The sequence below is a fragment of the Microcoleus sp. B9-D4 genome, from assembly GCF_036705105.1.
In the GTDB taxonomy this organism is placed as follows: domain Bacteria; phylum Cyanobacteriota; class Cyanobacteriia; order Cyanobacteriales; family Microcoleaceae; genus Microcoleus.
Genome location: NZ_JAUBTS010000049.1, coordinates 1 through 21,015, shown reverse-complemented (window position 1 = coordinate 21,015; position 21,015 = coordinate 1). Strand labels below are relative to the sequence as shown.

General features: G+C 45.6%; 24 protein-coding genes. 19 read left to right on the top strand and 5 right to left on the bottom strand.

Annotated features, from left to right (window positions below):
• Nucleotides 1–100: 100 nt before the first annotated feature.
• Nucleotides 101–652 (bottom strand): response regulator, encoded by a 552-nt coding sequence (locus tag QUB24_RS24115; protein WP_333156034.1) that lies wholly within the window; start codon nt 650–652, stop codon nt 101–103.
• Nucleotides 653–850: 198 nt separating this feature from the next.
• Here QUB24_RS24115 and QUB24_RS24110 point away from each other — a divergent pair, with 198 nt between their 5' ends.
• Nucleotides 851–1,855: a lipoyl synthase gene (locus QUB24_RS24110; RefSeq protein WP_333156033.1), complete on the top strand. Its 1,005-nt coding sequence runs from the start codon at nt 851–853 to the stop codon at nt 1,853–1,855.
• Nucleotides 1,856–2,465: 610 nt separating this feature from the next.
• Entirely contained in the window at nt 2,466–2,612 is a 147-nt protein-coding gene (locus QUB24_RS24105; RefSeq protein WP_333062195.1) for a photosystem I protein PsaX, read from the top strand.
• A 218-nt stretch (nt 2,613–2,830) separates the two neighbouring features.
• Here the strand turns inward: QUB24_RS24105 and QUB24_RS24100 are convergent, their stop codons facing one another.
• Nucleotides 2,831–3,196, bottom strand: a complete 366-nt coding sequence (locus tag QUB24_RS24100; RefSeq protein WP_333156032.1) for a hypothetical protein — start codon at nt 3,194–3,196, stop codon at nt 2,831–2,833.
• A gap of 78 nt (nt 3,197–3,274) precedes the next feature.
• Between QUB24_RS24100 and QUB24_RS24095 the strand changes: the two genes are divergently transcribed.
• Nucleotides 3,275–3,892: a DJ-1/PfpI family protein gene (locus QUB24_RS24095; RefSeq protein ID WP_333156030.1), complete on the top strand. Its 618-nt coding sequence runs from the start codon at nt 3,275–3,277 to the stop codon at nt 3,890–3,892.
• Between the two features lie 251 nt (nt 3,893–4,143).
• Here the strand turns inward: QUB24_RS24095 and QUB24_RS24090 are convergent, their stop codons facing one another.
• On the bottom strand, nt 4,144–5,034 hold the full coding sequence (locus QUB24_RS24090; RefSeq protein WP_333156029.1) for a sugar ABC transporter permease: 891 nt from the start codon (nt 5,032–5,034) through the stop codon (nt 4,144–4,146).
• A gap of 59 nt (nt 5,035–5,093) precedes the next feature.
• Between QUB24_RS24090 and QUB24_RS24085 the strand changes: the two genes are divergently transcribed.
• The 3 genes from QUB24_RS24085 (at nt 5,094) to QUB24_RS24075 (ending at nt 7,709) form a co-directional block, all read left to right on the top strand.
• Nucleotides 5,094–5,669: a GNAT family protein gene (locus QUB24_RS24085; RefSeq protein WP_333156028.1), complete on the top strand. Its 576-nt coding sequence runs from the start codon at nt 5,094–5,096 to the stop codon at nt 5,667–5,669.
• A 266-nt stretch (nt 5,670–5,935) separates the two neighbouring features.
• Entirely contained in the window at nt 5,936–6,607 is a 672-nt protein-coding gene (gene purN, locus QUB24_RS24080) for a phosphoribosylglycinamide formyltransferase (protein WP_333156027.1), read from the top strand.
• Nucleotides 6,600–7,709 carry a class I SAM-dependent methyltransferase gene (locus tag QUB24_RS24075; protein ID WP_333156026.1) on the top strand — a complete coding sequence of 370 codons (1,110 nt, stop codon included), beginning with the start codon at nt 6,600–6,602 and terminating at the stop codon, nt 7,707–7,709. The genes purN and QUB24_RS24075 overlap by 8 nt, the downstream gene beginning before the upstream one ends.
• A 340-nt stretch (nt 7,710–8,049) precedes the next feature.
• On the opposite strand, the gene rlmN is transcribed toward QUB24_RS24075, so the two are convergent.
• Nucleotides 8,050–9,159, bottom strand: coding sequence for a 23S rRNA (adenine(2503)-C(2))-methyltransferase RlmN (gene rlmN, locus QUB24_RS24070; RefSeq protein WP_333156025.1), 1,110 nt, complete (start codon nt 9,157–9,159; stop codon nt 8,050–8,052).
• A 349-nt stretch (nt 9,160–9,508) separates the two neighbouring features.
• Here rlmN and lgt point away from each other — a divergent pair, with 349 nt between their 5' ends.
• The 4 genes from lgt to QUB24_RS24050 all read left to right on the top strand — a co-directional run bounded on the left by lgt (nt 9,509) and on the right by QUB24_RS24050 (nt 12,881).
• The gene (gene lgt, locus QUB24_RS24065; protein ID WP_333156024.1) at nt 9,509–10,402 is read left to right on the top strand and encodes a prolipoprotein diacylglyceryl transferase; all 894 of its coding nucleotides are present in this window, start codon (nt 9,509–9,511) and stop codon (nt 10,400–10,402) included.
• Nucleotides 10,403–10,522: 120 nt separating this feature from the next.
• Nucleotides 10,523–11,302, top strand: coding sequence for a precorrin-4 C(11)-methyltransferase (cobM, locus tag QUB24_RS24060; protein ID WP_333156022.1), 780 nt, complete (start codon nt 10,523–10,525; stop codon nt 11,300–11,302).
• A gap of 107 nt (nt 11,303–11,409) precedes the next feature.
• Nucleotides 11,410–12,246, top strand: coding sequence for a dienelactone hydrolase family protein (locus QUB24_RS24055; RefSeq protein ID WP_333156021.1), 837 nt, complete (start codon nt 11,410–11,412; stop codon nt 12,244–12,246).
• A 152-nt stretch (nt 12,247–12,398) separates the two neighbouring features.
• The gene (locus QUB24_RS24050) at nt 12,399–12,881 is read left to right on the top strand and encodes a flavin reductase family protein (RefSeq protein ID WP_333156020.1); all 483 of its coding nucleotides are present in this window, start codon (nt 12,399–12,401) and stop codon (nt 12,879–12,881) included.
• Nucleotides 12,882–12,937: 56 nt separating this feature from the next.
• Here QUB24_RS24050 and QUB24_RS24045 read toward each other — a convergent pair whose 3' ends face one another.
• Nucleotides 12,938–13,444, bottom strand: a complete 507-nt coding sequence (locus QUB24_RS24045; RefSeq protein ID WP_333156019.1) for a pyroglutamyl-peptidase I family protein — start codon at nt 13,442–13,444, stop codon at nt 12,938–12,940.
• A 154-nt stretch (nt 13,445–13,598) separates the two neighbouring features.
• Here QUB24_RS24045 and hisH point away from each other — a divergent pair, with 154 nt between their 5' ends.
• The 9 genes from hisH to hpsP all read left to right on the top strand — a co-directional run bounded on the left by hisH (nt 13,599) and on the right by hpsP (nt 20,941).
• Nucleotides 13,599–14,234, top strand: coding sequence for an imidazole glycerol phosphate synthase subunit HisH (gene hisH, locus QUB24_RS24040; protein WP_333156018.1), 636 nt, complete (start codon nt 13,599–13,601; stop codon nt 14,232–14,234).
• A gap of 156 nt (nt 14,235–14,390) precedes the next feature.
• The gene (gene rsmD, locus QUB24_RS24035; protein WP_333156017.1) at nt 14,391–14,933 is read left to right on the top strand and encodes a 16S rRNA (guanine(966)-N(2))-methyltransferase RsmD; all 543 of its coding nucleotides are present in this window, start codon (nt 14,391–14,393) and stop codon (nt 14,931–14,933) included.
• 75 nt (nt 14,934–15,008) lie between these two features.
• Nucleotides 15,009–15,257, top strand: coding sequence for a hypothetical protein (locus tag QUB24_RS24030; RefSeq protein WP_333156015.1), 249 nt, complete (start codon nt 15,009–15,011; stop codon nt 15,255–15,257).
• A 70-nt stretch (nt 15,258–15,327) separates the two neighbouring features.
• Nucleotides 15,328–16,788 (top strand): phosphoglucosamine mutase, encoded by a 1,461-nt coding sequence (glmM, locus tag QUB24_RS24025; protein WP_333156014.1) that lies wholly within the window; start codon nt 15,328–15,330, stop codon nt 16,786–16,788.
• A gap of 186 nt (nt 16,789–16,974) precedes the next feature.
• Nucleotides 16,975–17,949 carry a hormogonium polysaccharide biosynthesis glycosyltransferase HpsN gene (gene hpsN / locus QUB24_RS24020; protein WP_333156013.1) on the top strand — a complete coding sequence of 325 codons (975 nt, stop codon included), beginning with the start codon at nt 16,975–16,977 and terminating at the stop codon, nt 17,947–17,949.
• Nucleotides 17,950–17,980: 31 nt separating this feature from the next.
• A complete protein-coding gene (hpsO, locus tag QUB24_RS24015) occupies nt 17,981–19,150 on the top strand; it encodes a hormogonium polysaccharide biosynthesis glycosyltransferase HpsO (protein ID WP_333156011.1) in 1,170 nt (389 codons plus the stop codon).
• Nucleotides 19,151–19,191: 41 nt separating this feature from the next.
• The gene (locus tag QUB24_RS24010) at nt 19,192–19,539 is read left to right on the top strand and encodes a hypothetical protein (RefSeq protein ID WP_333156010.1); all 348 of its coding nucleotides are present in this window, start codon (nt 19,192–19,194) and stop codon (nt 19,537–19,539) included.
• Nucleotides 19,536–19,715, top strand: a complete 180-nt coding sequence (locus tag QUB24_RS24005; RefSeq protein WP_190738631.1) for a hypothetical protein — start codon at nt 19,536–19,538, stop codon at nt 19,713–19,715. The genes QUB24_RS24010 and QUB24_RS24005 overlap by 4 nt, the downstream gene beginning before the upstream one ends.
• A gap of 47 nt (nt 19,716–19,762) precedes the next feature.
• Entirely contained in the window at nt 19,763–20,941 is a 1,179-nt protein-coding gene (gene hpsP / locus QUB24_RS24000) for a hormogonium polysaccharide biosynthesis glycosyltransferase HpsP (protein ID WP_333156009.1), read from the top strand.
• The last annotated feature ends 74 nt before the right edge of the window (nt 20,942–21,015 follow it).

Here is a 21,015-nt window from a genome sequence, read left to right as displayed (position 1 = left end):
GCAAAAAAATGCGGATAAAATCGCTGCCCTTGAGACTCAACTGAAAGTTTCACGGTGTGGAAGTTTCCTTCTACATAAGTGCCTTCAAAAAACAGCAGAATTATTTCAATTTCTGCTTGATGATCGTAATCACCTGAGTCATTTGTTTTTTGAGTGCATCAATTTCCGCTTGCATTTTCGCCATTTGCACAGTCATCGCCTGAATTTCGGCGGCGCCCGCTCCCGAAGTGGGTGCAGCAGCGGCGGCTGGGGCTTCCGGCACTGGTTTCTTTTTGGCCAGTACCATCGCCGATTTGATTGCCTCGGTTAGCTGCTTCTTCTCAAACGGTTTGGCGATAAATGCAAAAAAATGCTTCTCAAAGGGTTTCGGAATTTTTTCCATCACCTCTTCTTCGCGGCCCGACATGATCACCAAAGGTATCTTAGAAAGCTCAGGATGGGCTTGCACTTTTTGATACACTTCCCAACCGCTGACTTTGGGCAGTAGGAAATCTAACATAATTAGATTGGGACGGGCTTGACGGATCAGTTTGAGTCCCTCTTCGCCGTCTTTTGCTTCTAGAACTTCAAAGTTACCCTGCGGCAACATCTCTCGGACTCGGACGCGGATGACTTTACTGTCATCGATTACCAAGATTTTTTGACCAGCCACGACTGACTCCTTCAGTAATGAATGAGTGATGATTTGCAACCTTCAGTATATCCCTAACAGAATTCTACCCATAATTCTGGGCGAGTTTAGTTTTGTTGCACGTCGGCGCGATTCTGATTTCGGGTGATACTTCTACAAGTTCAGGGGCTTTGATTTCGGATACGATCGAAGGAATTAACTCAATCGCAACTTAATTATATGTCGCCCCAAACTCCTAAAACTCCTACTGTCAAAGCAGTTGCCGCCCAAATGCGGGGTGAAATCGAGGCGATGCCGGAGTGGTTGCGTAGGCCCGTTGGCAAAGCTAGCGAACTTTCCCAAGTGCAAAAAATTATCAAACAGCGGCAAATTCACACGATTTGTGAGGAGGGGAGATGCCCCAACCGGGGCGAGTGCTACGCGCAAAAAACGGCGACTTTTTTGTTGATGGGGCCGACTTGCACCCGCGCTTGTGCTTTTTGTCAAGTAGATAAAGGTCATTCTCCGATGCCCCTAGACCCGGAGGAACCGCAAAAGGTGGCGGAGGCTGTGCAGTTGTTGGGTTTGCGCTATGCGGTGCTGACTTCGGTGGCGAGGGATGATTTGCCGGATGGGGGTGCGGGTTGGTTTGCCAGGACGATCGCCCAAATCCGCCTTCTTAACCCGCATACTGAAGTTGAGGTACTGACGCCAGATTTTTGGGGGGGAACAGGTAGGGGCGGTGCCCCCGTGCCCGCCCTCCCCGTGCCCGCCCTCCCCGTGCCCGCCCCCGACGGGGAGAATTCCGGCCTCCATGAGTTGCAGCGAGATCGGATTCGCACGGTGGTGGAGGCTAAACCGGCTTGTTACAACCACAATATTGAGACGGTGCGTCGCTTGCAAGGGCCGGTGCGGAGGGGGGCGAAGTACGATCGCTCGATCGACGTTCTGCGTATTGTTAAGCAATATGACCCAACTATTCCCACCAAATCGGGTTTGATGTTGGGGCACGGGGAAACCGAAGCCGAGATAGTCGAAGCGATGATTGATTTGCGGGATGCCAAGTGCGATAGACTCACCCTCGGTCAATACATGAGACCATCTCTAGAGCACCTCCCAGTGCGTAAATACTGGACACCGACCGAATTTGACCGTTTCGGGTCGATCGCGCGGGAGATGGGGTTTGAGCGCGTGCGATCGGGGCCTCTCGTCCGCAGTTCCTACCACGCCGGAGAGAGCGATTGAAACTAATTTGAATTCAACTCGGTATAAACTTGTTACCAAGAAATTGGGTATAAAGCCCCGTCCTTCTAGGACGGCTTTAATTAATTATCAACTTTTGTTAATTGTTTTCTTGAACTTTCTTGCATTGTGTTCATTGTAGAGTACAATAACTAGACTACAGGTAGAATAACCGCCGATACACATGAGACACCACGCTCAAACGACTGGTCGGAAAACAATAATGGTTAGTGGGTAGCGAAAACCACGAAAAACATAGCTGGGCTAACTAATGTAAGCCAAAATCAGAGACTAAACTTTTTATTTCTAAAATGTACTGTCTAAAATGTACTGTGGGGCACACAGAAACAAGAGAAGCAATTCTCGAAAGCTTGGGGAGACAAACCCTCGCGAGGCTATCTAAATTAAGCTCGATATTTGGTTCTTTTGAACGGATACCAGGTTTAAACACTGCCGCAAGGATAGATAGTTTTAAGGTAGGTCGCAGAACCAAGAATCCCCTCGCCTTCAGGCAGGGGAGTGTCAAAAAAAATAACTCTAGAGGATTGTGCATAAGTGCGACGCTCTCTGCTATTTGTAAAGAGAGTGACATTATCAATTAGGAGCTTTACCTATGCCAGAGATAGCGAAGAACCAATTAAAATCCGACTCCGTGATGAAAACGGGCAAATTCCCTTACACATTTCGCGCAGGCTGGTTTCTGTTGCTGTTAGCAATCAATTTTGTGGTTGCAGGCTTTTATTTCCATATCATTGAGTAGTTCTGCAAGTTGAGTTTTAGCAGACCCTGCTTTTCTAGACCTCAACGTCGGAGAATGGGAGAGAAGGAGAGGGAGAGAGTTTTGAGTTTTGAGTTGGCGAGAATATGACTTCATTTTTCTAACTAATGACCACTGACTTATTCCCTCTTCCCTCTTCCCTCTTCCCTCTTCCATCTTCCTTCTGACTAATGACTAATGACCAATGACTAATGACTTCTCTAGCGATTTCTCGACGCTTCTAGCTTTGACAAGCGCTCTTGAATTTTAATAACATCTTGCTTAGTTTCAATTGCCAAAGTTGCTAAATTGTCAAACATCGGGTCTCCCGACAGCGTTCTAGGATTTGTGCGACCAGAACCGGAAGGGGAAGGAGACTGAGGCCGGTTAACTCTAGAACCTTGGTTCTGCAAGCTGTAGATTTGTCCCCTGAGTTCAGAAATTTGCCTTTCTAATTGAGTAATGCGAAACTCTAATTGAGTTGTGGATTGAGCGGGCGTGACAATTGGCGCAACAGTAATTGCTAAGGCGCAAGCCAGACATAAAAGACAGAATGTTAGGGCGCGATGGCGAATCTTTTTCGGCATAGCTTTAATAATTTAAATTATACCAGTTCTACGATAACAAATCGCCGATATTTTTTGCCTCTATCAGAAGTAGGTCTTATGGCAACTAGGAACGTAGCTATTTTAATGTTCGATGAGGTCGAGGTACTGGACTTTGCAGGGCCTTTTGAAGTGTTTTCGGTGACATCCGAATTAAGTAAGGGCGATTCCCTTCGGGATAGCTTCGCTTCACGACCTTTTGCAGTCTCTACCGTAGCGGAACATCCCGGTGCTGTCAACGCCCGCAACGGTTTGAGCGTAAATCCCAACTGCACCATTTCCGATTGTCCGCCACCGGATATTTTAATTGTACCGGGAGGACAAGGTACAAGAAAGTTAATCGATAATTCAGCAGTTATTGATTGGATAAAAGATTGTGCGCGAACAGCAGAATTAGTGCTTTCTGTCTGTACGGGTTCGCTGCTTTTGGCAAAAGCTGGTTTGTTGGAAGGTTTGGTAGCAACTACCCACCATCAGGCATTGGATTTATTGAGAAAATTAGCGCCCAACACAACTATTATCGAAAATCAGCGATTTGTAGATAACGGCAAAATCCTCACTTCTGGGGGAATTGCTGCGGGAATTGATATGTCTTTGCACGTTGTCGGCAAACTTTTGGGTAAAGCACAAGCTGAACAAACAGCAGATCACATGGAATATAAAATTGGGAATTGGTAATTGGGCAATGGGCATGGTTAATTGGAGAATTTGTGCGTAGTGGCGGGTTTGATCAACCATCTATGCCTAAAACTCACATCTTGCACCATTCTCAATTACTTGTTTAGGAACAGGCTTTTCGGCCTGTTCCACAAGAAAACTTATTCTTTGTGGAACGGGCCGGAGAGCCCGTTCTTGACAATGGTGCAACATCTGAGCTAAAAAAAACAATCTCCTAAACCCGCCCCGCAGATAAACTACCGGATGAGAAATCAAGCATCTTCGCCCCAAACTTTTAGTTGTAAATAGACTAATAGCAAAGCTATAGCCATCAGGAAAGTTGCCGCTGCGGCTGCATAGCCAAAATCAAATTGCGAAAAAGCTTGCTCGTAAATATAATAAACTAGCAAATTAGTAGAGTTCAAAGGGCCGCCGCCGGTGATGACGTAAACTTGCTCGAAACTCCGCAGAGTAAAAATAGCAGTAGTGACAGTAGCAAATACTAAAGTCGGCCGCAAACCGGGTAAAGTGATGTACAAAAATTGCTGCCAAGCATTAGCTCCATCCAATTCTGCGGCTTCGTAACGATTTACCGGAATTGCTTGCAATCCTGCTAAAAATACTACCATATTAAAGCCTAATTGTTTCCAAACACTCAGCAGAATTATCACAGGCATTGCCCAAACTGTGCTGCTAAGCCAAGGAATTGGATTTAAACCGATCGCACTTAGGGCATTATTCACCGGGCCTTCGGTTTGAAACAACCACCGCCAACCCAAGCCAACTGCAACTAAAGAGGTAATCGAAGGAATAAAATAAGCGGTGCGGAGAGCTCCTCGCCAAGCAAACGAGCGATTTAGCAAAACTGCTAAGCCCAATGGAATCACTAAACTGGGAATGACTGTTGCAGTAGTAAAATAGAGCGTATTTTGGAGAATTTGCCAGAAATCCGGGTTTGTGACTAGACGCCAGTAGTTGTTGAAGCCAATCCAACGCACTCCCGACTGGGTAAAGCTGCCGCTGGTAAAGCTGAGGTAAAATAAATAGGCGATCGGCCAAATCAAAAAAGTACCCAGAAACAGCAAAGCTGGGGCCAGAAAAGTCCAAGCTGCGATCGAATCATTATCCAACCAGTTAAAACGCCCAAATTTAATCCGAACCATTGGCTTGTAAATTTTAGCTTTTAGTTTTAAATGGTATCACAATATAGGTCAATGTCACAATGAACCTTATCGATATATTAGCTAATTTACCCACTATAGAAACTGAAAGACTCCTGCTCCGAAAAATTACTTTAAACGATGCGAGCGATATGTTTGAGTATGCCTCAAACCCCGAAGTATCACAATACACAATGTGGTCAACTCACACCTCGCTCGAAGATACTAAATACTTTCTCAGGTCACTTACAAAAATGTACAAAAGACGAGAGCTTGTAGATTGGGGAATTGTCCACAAAGCCGAGAAAAAATTTATCGGGACTTGCGGATTTGTGGAATGGAGCATGACGCACAGCCGCGCGGAAATTGGCTACGCACTTTCTAGGAGATATTGGGGCGAAGGATACATGAGCGAGGCTGTCAATGCAGTGATTGAATTCGGTTTTCGGGAAATGTTGCTGAATCGAATTATGGCTCGATGTGAAGTTAACAATATTGCTTCCGCTAGGGTGATGGAAAAAGTGGGGATGCAATTGGAAGGGGTATTGCGACAGCACCTATTTGTGAAAGACAGATATTGGGATCTAAAACTTTATTCGATTCTCAGGGAAGAGTTTTTTGAGAATATTGTAGAATAGGGTTGAATCAGTAAGTGACAAAATAAAATATACTTAGGACTGAGCCAATATCTCGATGTAGAGTGCGACCAAGCACACCTTACCCTTTACCTCTATAGTAGAAGACGAGTGAATAGTTTTTATCTTTATGACCAAGAATTTCTTGATGGTACAAGCCCCCGGATTTATCCGTGGAATCAATCCAAAATCTAAAATCTAAAATCCTCACGCCCCCGAATTTATCCGTGGGGTCAATCCAAAATCTAAAATCTAAAATCTAAAATCGAATGACCGCTACTCCAGTATCTGTTAATTCCAATGCCTGCCTGATTTCTCCTGAGATTGGCAAAAGTGTGCTCGCTCCGGCTCATCCTCCCTTAAAATTAGGAGTTTTAGCATCAGGAAGCGGCAGCAACTTCGAGGTAATTGCCCAAGCCATTCAAAACCAACAACTCAACGCTCAAATCCCAGTATTAATTTACAACAACCCCGAAGCCAAAGCCGCAGCCAGAGCCCAAAAATACGGCATTCCCTCGATTCTTCTCAATCACCGCGACTGCAAAAGTCGCGAAGAATTAGATACAAAAATTGTCAAAACTTTTCAAGAATATGATGTAGAATGGATAGTGATGGCGGGTTGGATGCGAATTGTTACCACAGTTTTGTTTGATGCTTTTCCCGATCGCGTTATTAACATTCACCCCAGCTTACTGCCGAGTTTCCCAGGAATTCGCGCCGTCGAGCAAGCACTGGCCGCTAAGGTTAAAATCACCGGATGTACCGTGCATATCGCCCGTTTAGAAGTAGACAGCGGGCCGATTTTAATGCAGGCTGCTGTGCCGGTATTGCCTGATGATACCGCAGAAACGCTGCACGCGAGAATTCAGGTGCAAGAGCACAAGATTATGCTAGGTGCTCTTGCACTTATTGCCGAATCTAATCAAAAAGATTGTGACTAAAAACCTCACCAGTGCCGCATCTATTCCCCAATTGCCCGTCAGCGAATCACCCGAAACAGGCCCGCCGCTGACAGACTCCAATCGCCTGAAATTAATTCTCAAAGAAAGGCTCAAAAAGAACATCGGCATCAAGGGAGAATTCTATCTGCCTTGCTTGCCATCGATGCTAGACGACTATCTTAAATTACTGTCAGGCTTCTTAAACATTCTCGGACAAAACATCGACGCTGCCCAAACCGAAAACTTGCGAACATTAATCGCCAACGCCTTAGCAGAAGGATTCAAAAATTCCCCCCATGCTAATCTAATAGTTTCCTATTTTCCCGCCAATTCCCAAACAGGTTTAGCTGGCGGCATTACTCTGAATACCAAGATTCAAATCGAATCAATGGCCCAGAAATATCATAGCTGGCCGGATATTCGCCCCGAACCTTTATTCGGCAGCCATCCCGATGCCAAAGTCATCGCCATTGCTGCCGAATTAGGCGAACCGGGAAAAGCACCTATTTTAGATGTCGGTGCGGGCCCAGGGCGCAATAGTTTGCCCTTAGCAAGGTTAGGCCATTCCGTGGATGCGATCGAACTAACACCCATATTTGCCGAGAAACTATCATCCGCAGCAACCGCCGAAAACTTGCCGATAAATGTCACCCAAGGCGACGTTTTAGACCCCTTATTGAGAATGAAAACTTATCGGTACAAATTAGCCATTGCTACCGAAGTTCTCTCTCATTTCCGCTACCCCGAACAAATTCGTTTGTTCCTAGGCAAAATGTCCGATGCTGTTTTAAGCGGCGGGTTTATCTTATTCAGTGCTTTCTTAGCTGTAGATGGGTACGAACCCGATGAGATGGCAAAACAAATGTCTGAATTGTGTTGGTCTTATCTGATTACCAGAGAAGAATTGCAAGCAGCAATAGAGGGTTTGCCGTTAGAAATTATTTCTGATGAATCGGTGATTGAATACGAACAAAAACATTTGCCTGATTCGGCGTGGCCGCCGACACCTTGGTTTGTCAGTTGGGCTAGCGGGCGCGATTTATTTTCGGTGCAACAAACACCGCCGTTAGAGTTGCGGTGGATACTTGTTAAACGCCTGTAAAGAGTTAGTAAGCTGCTACACATTTAAATTGAATCGAGAGACGGGCAGGATGCCCGTTCCACAATAATTGTAGAAAAATTGACTGTCAAATTAGGTTCACAACAGCTTATGGTGCGTCACAATGTAGTTTATCGATAATTGATAAAATAACGCTGTCTAACTCACATCTTGCACCATTCTTAAGAACAGGCAATATGCCTGTTCCACAAAGATGGAGTTTTCTTCTTGTGGGGAGTAGGGGTGGGGCATCCTGCCCGCCCGCAAAAGGCTAATTGAGAATGGTGCAACATCTCATATCTAACGCACCCTACAACAAATTTTAGCGGTTAAAAATCTAATCCTAAACCTCGGATGCCCGCAATTGTCCGCAGGCGGCATCTGCTTCTAAGCCGCGAGAATACCGCACGCTAACTGCAATTTTCTTTTCCTTCAAAGTCGCAACAAAACTGTTAATTCGATTGGGAGTCGGTCGCTTATATTCAGCTTCCTGAATCGGATTGTAAGGAATCAAATTGACGTGACACTGAAAGCCGCGCAAATGAGTTGCTAACTCGGCTGCGTGTTCTGGCAAGTCATTCACACCTGCTAAAAGTACGTATTCAAAACTCAATCTGCGCCCAGTCGATCGCACATATTCCCGACATTCTGCGATTAACTCACCCAAAGGATAAGGGCGGGCGCTAGGAATTAACTCTTCGCGCAATCTTTGATTGGAAGCGTGGAGGCTGACGGCGAGGGTAACTTGCAGTTGATGTTCGGCTAGTTGGCTGATGCGATTGCGAATTCCTACTGTGGAAATGGTGATATTTCGCTGTCCAATTCCTACATCTTGATTCAAACACTTGACAGCAGCTACAACATTATCGAAATTCAGCAGGGGTTCGCCCATTCCCATAAATACGATGTGGCTGACTCGGCGGCCAAAATCTTGCTGTACAGTCAAAACTTGATCGACGATTTCGTTTACTTCTAAATTGCGCTTGAAACCGCCTTTCCCGGTAGCGCAAAAGTCGCAGCCCATCGCGCAGCCAACTTGGGCTGAGACGCACACAGTCAGCCGTTTATCGGTGGGAATGCCGACTGTTTCAATGATTTGACCGTCTGCCAATTTTAAGAGATACTTTACCGTGGCGTCTGGTGCGACCGATCGATAGTGAATCGTCGATCGCCCGATCGGAATTTTAGCAACAGTCTCGCGCCACTGTTTCGAGAATACAGAAATGTCAGAGATCGATCGCGCACCTTTCTCATAAATCCACTGGTACAACTGCTTTCCGCGATAAGCTGGTTGTCCCTGCTGCTGCACCCACTCCGTTAACTCAGCTAAACTCGCCCCCAGCAAGGGCGGAATTTTACCCGACTCAACAGCCAAAGCAGCAGTCTTGCGAGACTGATTCGCACCCCTGGAATTACCAGAAGAGTACACCTGAGAAACGGAAGTAGGAGACATAGGTCATTAGAAAATTTAAAGCTACCCTCTATATTAAAACTTATCGACCAAAGCGGCCGTTAATCCTCAAAAAGGTGAACTCTCGATCCCCCTAAATCCCCCTTAAGAAGGGGAGTAGGGGTTGACTTTGAGAATAATCCGGTTCCCCCCTAAAAAAGGGGGGTTAGGGGGCATCTTATTTTGGACTCATAAAGAAAACTCCAGACATCAATGTCCGCAACAAAGTTAATATTTGGTAAAATTCCCCAAATATTGCGTGTAAATGACCGCCGCCACCTAAAATAAACTCTGGAGTTTGTGAAAGGGTATGCAAATTTGACAGCTTTCCATCACAATTAATGCAACTTTTATGGTGCTAAATATTCTTGCGCTGCCCTTAGCGTTTCAATTTACATCGCCTGGCCCAATTATCTTTCAACTTGGCCCCGTAGCCATTCGCTGGTACGGGCTGTTGATAGCTTCTGCCGTCTTGATTGGGGTCAGTCTCTCCCAATACTTGGCCGAAAAGCGCCGCGTCAACCCGGAATTGCTGGGTGATTTGGCAATCTGGCTGGTTCTGGGCGCTATTCCCTGTGCTCGAATTTATTACGTAGCTTTTGAGTGGCCGCAATACGCCCAGAGGCCTGAAGATATTATTGCGATTTGGAAAGGCGGAATTGCCATTCACGGGGCGATTTTGGGTGGCACGATCGCAGCTTTAATTTTTGCAAAAATCCAGCGAGTTTCTTTTTGGCAATTGGCAGATTTAATCGCGCCTTCGGCAATTCTCGGTCAGGCGATCGGACGCTGGGGAAATTTCTTTAACTCGGAAGCTTTTGGCAGTCCTACGGATTTGCCTTGGAAACTCTATATTCCGCCAAACAGCCGCCCGCCCGCCTATGCTAATTTTGAATACTTCCACCCCACATTTCTCTACGAATCCCTGTGGAATTTGACAGTATTTGGGTTGCTTCTAACTTTGTTTTTCCGCGATTTGCAGGGCAAAATTCGCTTGAAAACTGGTGCTTTATTTTTGGTCTATATCGCAGCTTACAGTTCCGGTCGAGTCTGGATTGAAGGGTTGCGGACTGATAGTTTGATGTTCGGGCCGCTGCGGACGGCACAGATGGTAAGCTTGACTGGGATTGTTTTAGGGTTGGGCGGGTTAGCTTGGCTTTATTTGCTCGATCGACCTTTACCCGATGTTGTCTCCCCCAATAGCGATCGGGCAAATATCGCTCCGAAATCCCCAGAGGATAAATAAAAAACCCCAGAGAGGTTAGTCTCTAGGGTTCAAAACCAGGGTGCATCTACCATCTCTTACTTCCAACCAAAATAGGCACATCCGGAAGCGCCAGTAAATTTAGAAAATTTTTTAGCAGCAATGAGTTTGACAGAGATTGAATCACTAATTCCAGGGGTATACATTGTAGGTGCAGGCCCGGGAGACCCGGATTTGTTGACTGTTAAGGCTCAAAAATTACTGGCTGCAGCCGATGTTATATTATTTGCTGATTCGCTAGTCCCAAAGCAAATTTTGCAGGGGGTGCGCGCAGATGCTGAAGCGATCCAAACTGCGGATAAGACCCTCGAAGAGATTGTACCTTTGATGGTGGAGCGAGTGCGCGACGGAAAAAGCGTCGTCCGCCTCCATTCCGGCGATCCCTGTCTATACGGGGCTGTGGGCGAACAAATGCAAGCTTTGGCCTGCGAGGGAATTGCTTTTGAGGTAATTCCGGGAATTAGCGCTTTCCAACTTGCGGCGGCTAAACTTAAAATTGAGTTGACAGTTCCGGGAATTGTACAGACAATTATTTTGACGCGAATTAGTGGCAGAACCGAAGTACCGGAACGCGAAGAATTGGCGAGTTTAGCGGCTCATCAAGCGAGTTTGTGCCTGTATTTGAGCGCCCGCCATGTCGAACAAGCTCAAGCTAAATTGATGGAACATTACCCATCGGATTTGCCTGTAGCGATTTGTTATCGGTTGGGCTGGCCGGATGAAAAAATTGTGCTAGTTCCCCTTGACAAAATGGCAGTTGCTACGCGCGAAAATAATTTGATCAGAACGACAATGTATGTGATTAGTCCGGCGTTGGGAAAATCAGCAGAAGGACGATCGCGCTTGTACCATCCAGAGCACGATCGGCTGTTCCGTCATTAGTCATTAGTCATTAGTCATTAGTCATTGGTTACTTCCAATTACCAATGCCCAATGCCCAATGCCCAATGCCCAATGCCCCATTCCCCATTACCAATAACCAATAACCCATGAAAGACTTAACTCGCAGACAATTTATCATTGTCACCGCATTAAGCGCCGGATTTACCTTAGCAGTTCATCCTCTGGCGGCTGCCGTTATCAATACGGATGCTGCTGGTTTAGTTGCAGGTGAGGTAAAAATTCCTGTAAAAGACGGCTCAATTCCAGCCTACAGAGCAATGCCAGCCAGCGGCAGCAATTTTCCAGTAATTTTAGTAATTCAAGAAATCTTCGGAGTTCACGCGCACCTTCAAGATATTTGCCGCCGTTTGGCAAAATTAGGTTATTTAGCGATCGCCCCAGAAATGTTTGCCCGTCAAGGTGATGTTTCTAAAATGACCGACATTCAAGAAATTAGGAGTAAAGTTGTCTCGAAAGTTCCTGACGAGCAAGTTATGTCCGATTTAGATGCAGCCGTAGATTGGGCACAAAAGTCAGCAAAAGGCAATATTAATAAGTTGGGAATTACAGGATTTTGCTGGGGTGGCAGAATTGTTTGGCTGTACTCTTCCCATAACCCGAAAGTCAAAGCTGGAGTGGCTTGGTACGGGCGTTTGGTTGGCGATTCTACGGCTTTAACTCCCAAACAGCCGATCGACATTGCAGCAACTTTGAAAGTGCCTGTCTTGGGGCTTTACGGCGGCAAAGACGAGGGAATTCCCAACGATACAGTCGAGAAAATGCGGGAAGTTCTCAAAACTGGTAGCAGCGGTTCCGAAATTGTGCTTTATCCAGATGCGCCGCACGCTTTTAATGCTGACTATCGCCCCAGTTACCGAGAAAAAGAAGCTAAGGATGCTTGGAAACAGATGCAAGATTGGTTTAAGAAGCACGGAGTTTCATAATAGTTGTGAGTTGTTAATTTTCACTTAAAACTGGTGTCAAGTTTGGGATCGAAAAAGGCAATATTAGCGAATAGCCCTTAAGACAGGTAGGTTTGTGGGCGCGACATTGGTAAACTGAGCGGTGTAGAATTATCGATCGAACAGGTAAGCCCGTGCTAGACGAACAAGCTAAAAAGACCATCTTGCGGAAAATCCCTCACGGATTGTACATCTGCGGTGTCAAAGACGGGGAGGAAGTCAACGGTTTCACCGCTAGCTGGGTGATGCAATCTTCCTTTACCCCTCCCTTAGTTGTCAACTGCGTCAAGCAAGACTCCAAATCCCACGCCATGATCAAAGCCAGCGGTGTCTTTGCTTTGAGTTTCCTAGAAGCAGGACAGAAAGACTTAGCCCAGAAATTCTTCAAGCAGCAGCGCCGCGTTGGCAATAAATTTGAGGATGTAGAATTTTATCCGGGCGCGGAAACTGCTTGTCCGATTATCTCGGATTCTCTGGGTTACATCGAGTGCAAAGTTGTCGGGGCTGTGGAACACGGGGATCACACGGTTTATGTGGGAGAAGTTTTGGCAGCCGGCGTCCACCGAGAAGGCAATCCGTTGCTGCTAGAAAGCACGGGTTGGAATTACGGCGGCTAAAGACTTGGCAGTTGACAACTGGCAGTTGTCAGTTGTCAGTTGTCAGTTGTCAGTTGTTAAGGGAGGCGAGTTAAAATTAATAAAAAATCGGCGACAATTTTGTCGGCATTTTCTTCTGTCAAAATTGGTACGTGTACGAAAATACATTGGGTGCTAAGTTGAGAATCTGCAAGGTGTTTTAAAACCGCATAATACAGGGCTTCGCAAACAAAGTTTCCGGCTTCGTGACTGATTTCTGTTGCGGCTAAATCAGCGACTAGCGGTTCGAGATTAACTGCTGTTTTCAGAATGTCGCTATCGCAGCAAGCGCAAGATTCTACGGTTAATTTTTGCCGACTTTCGGCCATGCCGCAGCAGATAATAGTGTCGGGTTGGAGTTGGTTGATTTGGGCGATCGCTAAATTAGGTGCTAGCTGAAAATCTACAGGCAGTTTCCTCAAAAAAGTCACGGAATCAGGCAAAGATTTGATTTGGGAAATCTTGGCTAATAAGTCGTCCGAAGAGTTGGATTTCTGATGGGGAAGCCAAGTATCAAATGAGGTTAGCAGGATTTTGGTTGTCATAAATGATGGGGGATTGTTAACGGTTGACTGTTAACGGTTGACTGTTGACTGTTGACTGTTAACTGTTAACTGTTAACTGTTGACTAATGACTAATGACTAATGACTAATTGTATGCAATAATACTGATATTGATAATATAAGGCAAGTAAGTCAATGTCTGTCATTGCAGTAGTGGACTATGACATGGGCAATCTGCACTCGGTCTGTAAAGGCTTGGAAAATGTGGGTGCAGTGCCACAAATTACGGATTCTCCTGCTATAATCGAGCAGGCTGATGCAGTGGTTTTGCCGGGGGTAGGTTCGTTTGACCCGGCAATGCAGAATTTACGATCGCGCAATTTGATAGAACCGATAAAAAGGGCTATCGCCTCTGGAAAACCTTTTTTAGGCATTTGTTTGGGTTTGCAAATTCTGTTTGAAAGTTCCGAAGAAGGCGTAGAAGCGGGATTGGGCGTTATTGCGGGAAAAGTGCGCCGATTTCGCTCGGAACCGGGTTTGACAATTCCCCACATGGGATGGAATCAATTGCAATTAACTCAGCCGGATTTGTCGCTGTGGCAAAATTTACCGTCCGATCCTTGGGTTTATTTCGTGCATTCTTTTTATGTCGATCCGGTGGATTTGGAAGTGCGATCGGCAATTGTGACTCACGGCCGTCAAAACGTGACGGCGGCTATAGCTAAAGACAATTTGATGGCCGTGCAATTTCACCCGGAAAAGTCTTCGAGTACGGGATTGCAAATGCTGTCAAATTTTGTCAGTCTGGTGAGGGAAAAAGTACCCGCTTAGGGGATTTGTGCAAAACCCGGTTTGTGGTATAAACCGGGTGTTTATAGTTTTAAATGATATTAGTTTCAATAAAGAATGCAACTGTAAGTCTGCACCAAATTCATATTTAGTCAGTCATCCCCAATCTAAAATCTAAAATCTAAAATCTAAAATTGTATGAGTCTGAGAATCTGTGGCAACCGCCAAATCAAAACTCTGCCGGGACTCGCAACTCGCCCTACACCTTCGCGAGTCAGAGAAGCTTTATTTAATATTTGGCAAGGGACGATCGCAGATTGCAGATGGCTTGACATTTGTACCGGCAGCGGTTCGATGGGTGCAGAAGCTTTGTGTCGTCAAGCCGCGAGTGTCACTGGCATCGAACAGTCGGCGAAAGCTTGTGCGATTATTCGCGAAAACTGGGAGCAAATAGCAGACTCGTCCCAAACATTCCAAATACTGCGCGGAAACGCGACGGCGAAGTTGGCAACACTAGCTGGGCAGCAGTTCGATCGCATTTACTTCGATCCGCCCTACGCCAGCGACTTGTACGAACCTGTGTTAAACACGATCGCCAGCCAAGAAATGCTAGCACCAAACGGCGAAATGGCCGTCGAACATAGCCCGGAGCGATCGACACAAGCGATTTCCGGCCTAGAAATTTGCCGCCACAAAGTATACGGCAATACAGCATTAACCTTCTATTCCCGCAGTGGCTGACAGGCTCAAACAGCAGCAGCGTCAATCGATTTTAGATTTTAGATTTTAGATTTTCGATTGACTTGCGCGAGATAAATGCTCTTTCTTGAGGATTTTCGATTTTGGATTGACTTGCGCGAGATAAATTACGTGGCGGGTACCACCTTTGAAATTCGTAGTCACGCCTGGAGACAGGAAGAAACCGGGTTTCCGGGCGTGGGCGCGCCCTCGGTACTAAAAGTTTTTCCCTTGAATACCATACAAATTTTTCCGATGAAGTTAAGCTTGGTGCGTAGGTTCTCAGAGCAAGTTGCTTCAGCAATTGACGAAATAAATGGAGTTTAGGCTGAAAATAAAGCTTTCAGTTGTAACATGAACCCAAAGTGTGAGTGTGAATATTCCTAAAGGAGTGAATATGGTTCAGACACCTTCGCGCCCTCGTGGCAGCGAGTTTCCGGCTGCTAACTCGGTACAGCCAGTCAAACGCGATACGATTCTGGTGGGAGATAGCCTCTCCCTGCCAAATACCAAACTCTTCGGCACAGACGGCATTCGCGGGAAAGTTGGAGAATTGCTGAATGCACCCCTAGCCCTGCAAGTGGGCTTCTGGGCTGGACAAGTTCTACGGCAACATTCCCCCAACCAGGGGCCTGTGATTTTGGGACAAGACAGCAGGAATTCCAGCGATATGCTGGCAATGGCACTGTCAGCGGGTTTGACGGCAGCCGGTTTGGAAGTGTGGAATTTGGGATTGTGTCCCACTCCCTGCGTTGCTTATCTGGCAAGCGTTTCGGAGTCGGTCGGCGGAGTGATGATTTCGGCTTCTCACAATCCCCCAGAAGACAACGGCATTAAATTTTTTGGCTCAAACGGATCGAAGCTGTCGCAGCAGTTGCAGGAACAAATCGAAGCGGGAATCCGAGGGGCAAAGGTTCCAATTTCTAGCTTGGGTTGGGGACACCACTACCATCGGTCTGAGTTGGTTAAAGATTATGCCACTTCGCTCTGTGATTCGCTGCAACAGATGAATTTGGAGGGAATGCGGATAGTTTTGGATTTGGCTTGGGGGGCTGCCGCGGGTTTGGCCCCGGCGGTGTTCGCGCAAATGGGGGCGGATGTTATCTGTTTGCACGACTCTCCTGATGGCGATCGTATTAATGTTAACTGCGGTTCTACTCATCTCGACAGTTTGCAAGCGGCTGTTTTGGAACACAATGCCGATTTGGGATTTGCTTTTGACGGCGATGCCGATCGAGTTTTGTGTGTTGACAACCAAGGTCGAACGATTGACGGCGATTACATTCTTTATCTGTGGGGCAGGCAGTTGCGCGACTCCCAACAGTTACCATCCAATTTAATTATTTCTACTGTAATGGCTAACCTCGGCTTCGAGCGAGCTTGGGAAGAATTGGGGGGCAAACTAACTAGAACCAACGTGGGAGATCAGTACGTTCACGCTGAAATGCAGCGCACTGGTGCGATGTTGGGAGGCGAACAGTCGGGACACATTCTTTGTCCGCATTACGGTATTAGCGGCGACGGTTTGCTGACAGCTTTGCATATGGCTTCGCTGGTGCGCCAGTCCGGGCAATCTTTGGCACAATTGGTAAGTGGCAGTTTCCAAACTTATCCGCAGTTGCTGCGAAATATTCGGGTGGACGATCGCGAAAAACGCCTGAAATGGCACGAGTGCGAGGCAATGCAAAAGGCGATCGAGCGTGCTACAACAGCAATGGGCGAACAGGGACGGGTTTTGGTTCGCGCTTCTGGCACTGAACCGCTAATTCGAGTTATGGTGGAAGCTGCTAGCGCCGAATTGGCTAATTTCTGGACTGAAAATTTAGTTTTAGCCGTTCAGCAACACATAGCTATCTGATGGAAATGGGGACTTGCTAAAAGTTGTGAATTTTGAGTGTTGAGTTTTGAGTTAAAATCCTTTAATTCAAAATTCAGAAATCAAAATTTCTAACTATTAATTTCGATTTTTAATCAACTTCTCCAAAAATAACGAGTGGGGTAGGCAGGATGCCTGCCCTTAACTTTATTTTCACTCAATTGTGTGATGATGATTTCTGTTGTTATACCTACCTACAACCGCGAGCAACCTCTGCGAGAGACATTGGCTGATGCGATTAGGCAAAATTACCCGAATTTTGAAGTGCTGGTAATTGATCAAACTCGCACCCACGAATCGGAAACTCAAGTTTATTTAGAGGAATTGGCAAATGCTGGCCAAATTCGGTGGTTTAGAGTAGATTGGGCGAGTTTACCGGCGGCTCGAAATTATGCAGTGCGACGCGCAGTTGGAGAAATTATTTTATTTATTGATGATGATGTACAATTGCCCGATGGTTTTTTGGCTGCTCACGCTGACAATTATTTAGAAAAACCCGATGTGGGATGTGTGGCAGGCAGGGTTTTTGACAGAATGAAACTCGATAATTCTGGAGGCGATTTGGCGATCGAATATTTGCCCTCAGAAGCGATGGATCCAGGCATTGCCTGGTATTTTATCGATTTGGTGCATACAGTCAAACCGCAGCAGGTGCTCTCGGCTAGGGGCTGTAATATGTCTTTTCGCCGGCAGGTTTTTGCCGAAGGCGGGCTGAGGTTTGACGAGCGGTTTGCAGGGAGTGCGGTGCGGGAGGAGTCGGATTTTTGTTTGAGATTGCGATCGACTGGCATGAAAATTTGGTACGATCCCAATGCGTGTTTAGTTCACTTGGGGGAAGAGAGCGGCGGATGTCACGATGTCAGCACGCGATCGATCGAATATCAAATCACATTTTATCACAACCATTTCCTCATGGGATTGAAAAATTTAACAGCCTTTCAATGCCTGCGATTTTTTGCCAAACTGTTTGACTGCCACGTTTTGGGAAATCCACCTTGTTATAAAAGCGCCTCGCCCATTAAAATTATAACTAGATTTGCTTTTTATATCCTGGGTTTTCTCAGTGCTATAAATACAGTAATTCAATCTCTGTGGAATGATGGACAAAGTTATAGCCATCAAGACAAGATTAACGATCAATAATTACCTATTCCCCATTCGCCCTTCCCAATAAATGAGAATTCTCGTGGCTAGTCACACCTATATTGTGGACATTAATCGGGAAAAATTCAAGATATTAGCCAACCTAGAACCCGATATTGAAGTAACAGTTGTAGTGCCGCAGCGTTGGAAACCGGGAGGCGTACAAAATAAAATTATAGAAACGCAATTTTATCAAAAAGGCTCATTTAAAGTTGTCCCAGTCTCCAACTTTAGTCAAAACAATCAGGGTTTGCTAACTTTTGGTACAGATTTAATTGAAGTTTTGCAAAAAATTAAACCCCAGATAATTCAAGTTGAACAAGGTTCAAAATCTATCGCTTGCGCTCAGTTAATTTTACTCAATAAACTGCTAAAACTGCAAGGAAAAAATATATTATTTACTTGGTGGAATCTGCCTTATCAATTGAATTGGCCGATTTCAGTATTAGAAAATTACAATCTTCAGCACACCGACGGAATTATTGCAGGCAACCTAGATGGAGCTAAAATTTTGCGGCAGCGGGGCTATCAAGGTGCGGTAAAAGTAATGCCACAACTCGGAGTAGATGAAGCTTTGTTTCGCCACACTGGTAAAGACGCTGATTTATCGCGCAGGTTCGGTATTGAACAGACCGATTTTGTGGTAGGATTTGTAGGGCGATTTGTCGAAGAAAAAGGATTGTTGACTTTAGCTGAAGCCTTGGCAGGGTTGAAAAAAATCTCTTGGAAGTGGCTGTTAGTTGGACAAGGAAAATTGCGGACGCACCTCGCCGAAAAATGTATTGAATGGGGAATCAGCGATCGCATAATCTGGGTAGAAAGCGTTTCTCACGAAGAAATTCCCCCCTACATTAACTTAATGAACTGTTTGGTATTGCCCTCGCAAACCAGCTATAAATTCAAAACTTTGACCACGGTGGGCTGGAAAGAACAATTCGGTCACGTTTTAATCGAAGCGATGGCCTGTAAAATTCCGGTGATTGGTTCCGACTGCGGGGAAATTCCCCACGTCATCGGCGATGCGGGCTTATTATTCCCCGAAGGAAATGCAGGGGTTTTGCGAGAATGTTTGCAGAAATTAATGGAGCGGCGGGAGTTGGCGGCCGATTTGGGCGATCGGGGTTATCATAGAGCGATGAGCAATTATACCAATAAAGCTTTAGCTGAGCAGTTGTTGGAATTCTACAAAGAATTGTTGTAACTTTTAGCTATAATGCAAGTGTTAAATAATAACTTTGGTAAATGTCTATTCCTTCCGAGATACGCTCTTTGGTTGACGAGCTCTACCAGGTACTAGACGATAGCGAGCGCCAAGCAACGCAGGGACTTTTTGCACTTAGAAGAGCCATGTCTCTTTTTCCCCAGAATGAAATACTGATGCAATACTTTTCTTCCATCACCAATTTTCAATTCAACGTAGCAGGTACTCGCTTACAAGCAGAGCACATTGTGGGCAATGTATTGATGGCTGGTGTGCCCGATGAAGATGTTCAAAAAGCAGGAGATTATTTAGCAGCCTTGCTAAAGATGGCTCCCGAATCGAAAATCATGATAGACAAAGTAGTTGAGAGATTAGAAGCATTGCCATGAAACAATTACCAGATGAAAGCCAACTCCTGGAAATCCTTGAAATTGTGAAAGCTGCGGAAGCAAAAGCCAGTGAAATGTATGAATTTTCCAAGACAATGGCTCACAATACCCAAATTACAGCAACAAAGAGAGAGGAAGCTGAACAGCTAGACGGGCAACCTTTTCCAGATAATTAAATTGGTAATGGGAGATGTTGGTATGTGGATTTAAATAACTATCCCTGATGCGGATTCTCCAAATTATCCCCTCAATTTCTCTAGTCTACGGCGGGCCAAGTCAAATGGTACTCGGACTTTCTGCGGCCCTGGCTTCCCGAGGTATTGATGTCACAATTATCACCACAGATTCTAACGGAGATATCGGTCAACATCCCTTAGATGTGACTCTAAATCAACCACTACAACAAAACGGCTATCAAATTATTTATTTCCGCTGTTCTCCGTTTCGTAGATATAAGTTTTCACTCTCGTTATTGCAGTGGTTAAATGAAAATGCGCGACAATTTGACCTGGCTCACATTCACGCTGTTTTTTCGCCAGTAACTACCTTCGCGGCTACAATTGCAAGATATCATCATTTGCCATATATTATCCGTCCCTGCGGTATGCTCGATCCGGCTGATTTGCAGAAAAAAAAGCGCTTGAAACAGATTTATGCCACGCTTTTAGAACGCCCTAATTTAGCAGGGGCAGCCGCAATTCATTTCACAAGTCAAGAAGAAGCTAAAATCTCAGAAAGATTTGGTTTGGGTAGCACAGCCAAGATGCCTGTGCCACGGGATTTGGTGATTCCATTGGGTGTGACACCAGGTTGGTTTCCTAACAGATTGCGAGAATCTCAAGTGCCAATCATCTTATTTATGTCGCGAATTGAACCTAAAAAAGGGCTTGATTTGTTAATTCCCGCATTAGAAAGTATTTTAAGATCGGGGATAGATTTTCACTTGATTTTAGCTGGTTCAAATCCCCAAGATGCTGATTATGAAACAAAAATTAAAGTACAAATTCATAATTCAAGCTTAGCAAAATACACAACAATAACTGGCTTTGTGAGCGGTGATTTAAAACTTGAACTGTTGACAAAAGCCGACTTATTTGTATTGCCTTCTTATTACGAAAACTTTGGCATTGCTGTAGCAGAAGCGATGGCCGCCGGTGTACCTGTCGCCATTTCCGATCGCATACATATTGCGGAAGACATACAGCAAGCAGAAGCTGGTTGGGTGGGGCCTTTGGAAGTAGGGGCGATCGCCAATTCAATCAAATCAGCACTTCTGAATCCCGAAGAACGCCAACGGCGGGGATTGAACGGCAAAAAGTATGCCGAAAAGCATTATAACTGGGAGGCGATCGCCCAGCAAACCATCGATGCTTACCAGCAGATTTTGTCATCTATTAACTAGGGCTTGCTGAAAAAGTTAGAAAACAGCATTTAGAAAGATGAGTGAATTCGAGTTCTCCTCGGCAATATAAGTTT